Annotated in this window: 3 protein-coding genes; 2 read left to right on the forward strand and 1 reads right to left on the reverse strand. The window is 65.0% G+C overall.

Features of this window, described 5'->3' with window-relative positions; genetic code table 11:
* The coding region (locus tag HX846_RS34990; protein WP_178967232.1) for a GntR family transcriptional regulator at positions 1-418 on the reverse strand (418 nt) is incomplete at its 3' end.
* A gap of 133 nt (positions 419-551) precedes the next feature.
* On the opposite strand from HX846_RS34990, the gene HX846_RS34995 reads away from it, so the two are divergent.
* Positions 552-1,028, forward strand: coding sequence for a carboxymuconolactone decarboxylase family protein (locus HX846_RS34995; RefSeq protein ID WP_177021461.1), 477 nt, complete (start codon positions 552-554; stop codon positions 1,026-1,028).
* The gene (locus HX846_RS35000; RefSeq protein WP_178967233.1) at positions 1,021-1,461 is read left to right on the forward strand and encodes a GNAT family N-acetyltransferase; all 441 of its coding nucleotides are present in this window, start codon (positions 1,021-1,023) and stop codon (positions 1,459-1,461) included. Before HX846_RS34995 ends, HX846_RS35000 begins: the two co-directional genes overlap by 8 nt.
* The last annotated feature ends 140 nt before the right edge of the window (positions 1,462-1,601 follow it).

The following is a 1,601-nucleotide window of genomic DNA, read 5'->3' on the forward strand; positions in this document are numbered from 1 at the left end:
GCAGCGAGCGGGCACCACGCACATCGCCCATGGCCAGGCTGTTCACATCGACTCGGCGCACTTGCCGGGTGACCAGCCGCGCCCACAGCTTGCGCGGAAAGCTGTCGAGCGCCGGCAAGCCCAACTGCAACAGGCGCGGGGCCGACGCCGGCGCCACGGGTTCGGGTTCAACCGGCAACGACTTGATCGAGCGCTGCGGCAACGCCTCGGCCACCACTGTTCCCGCCTGGCCCCTCGCCAGGAAGAACCCTTCGCTCACCAGCAACTGGTAGGCCGTCTCCACCGTGCCCCGGGCCACCTTCAGTTCCTGGGCCAGGCTGCGCACCGACGGCACCCGCTCACCGGGGCGCAGTTGGCCCTGGTCGATGGCCTGGCGAAAGCGCCGGTAGATCTCCTGGTATTTGGGCAGTGACGACATCGTTATCCGGCTCACAGTGAATCAGCCCTGAAGTCTGATCTTGTCCCAACCCGCTTGTCCATTCTTGGCCCTATTGAGCCGGCGACCCGGCCGCCACACTGACGGCATCACTTCACGAAACAAGGAGCACCCCATGCAACACCGTCTCGACTACGCCCTGGCGGCGCCCGTCGGCTACAAGGCCCTTGGCTCGGTGCACAGCTACATCCACGGCTGCGACCTGGAGAAGGAATTGATTGACCTGGTGTACCTGCGGGTCTCGCAACTCAACGGCTGCGCCTACTGCCTGGACTCACATTCGCGCGACCTGCTCAAACAGGGCGTGAGCCTGGAAAAGCTGATGCTGCTGGCCGCCTGGCGCGAAGCGTTGCCGTTGTTCAGCCCGCGTGAACGCGCCGCGTTAGCTTGGGCCGAGTCGGTCACCCAGGTCGCACAAACCGAGGTACCGGACGAACACTATGCCGAGGCCAAGGCCCTCTTCGATGACAAGGAAATTGCCGACCTGACCCTGGCTATCGCCCTGATGAACGCCCTGAACCGCGTCGCCATCAGCTTTCGCAAAGTCCCTGCCGCCGTAAAAGCGCACATGGAGCACGGCAACCATGAATGACTCTGTTGAGTTTGTGCACATCGAAAGCGACGCCGACTGCCTGGCCTGCTTTGCCGTTATGCAGCAACTGCGGCCAAAGCTCGAAGACCCGCACGCCTTCGTCCAGCAGATCCAGCGCCAGCGGGAAAGCGGCTACCGCCTGCTGGTCGCCCGGGAAAACGGCCGGGTGCTGGGCCTGGCCGGTTATCGCCTGACGGAAAACCTGCTGTATGGGCGCTTTATCTACGTCGATGACCTAGTGGTGGACGCCTCCCTGCAACGCCGACGCCTGGGTGCGCACCTGCTGGACGAGGTACGCCAGCACACCCGCCGCCTGGGCTATCGCTACCTGGTGCTGGACACCGGCATGCACATGGCCCTGGCCCAACGCTTCTATTTTCGCCAGGGCCTGCTGCCACTGGGGATGCACTTTTCACAGGACCTCGGCCAATGACCCGCGCGCTGCTACTGAGCTTCAGCCCCCACGGCAAGGCCGCCCAGACCTTCCGCCTGGCCCGCGCCCTGCTCCGCGAACAGGCACCCGAGGCCGAAGTGGTCGAACGCGACTACGGCGGCCAGGGCTTGCCGGCGCTG

This window comes from Pseudomonas sp. K5002 (assembly GCF_013386655.1).
In the GTDB taxonomy this organism is placed as follows: Bacteria; Pseudomonadota; Gammaproteobacteria; order Pseudomonadales; family Pseudomonadaceae; genus Aquipseudomonas.

Coding starts and splice junctions, on each gene's coding strand:
- HX846_RS34995 (WP_177021461.1), top strand. CDS start 552: ATGCAACACCGTCTCGACTACGCCCTGGCGGCGCCCGTCGGCTACAAG.
- HX846_RS35000 (WP_178967233.1), top strand. CDS start 1,021: ATGAATGACTCTGTTGAGTTTGTGCACATCGAAAGCGACGCCGACTGC.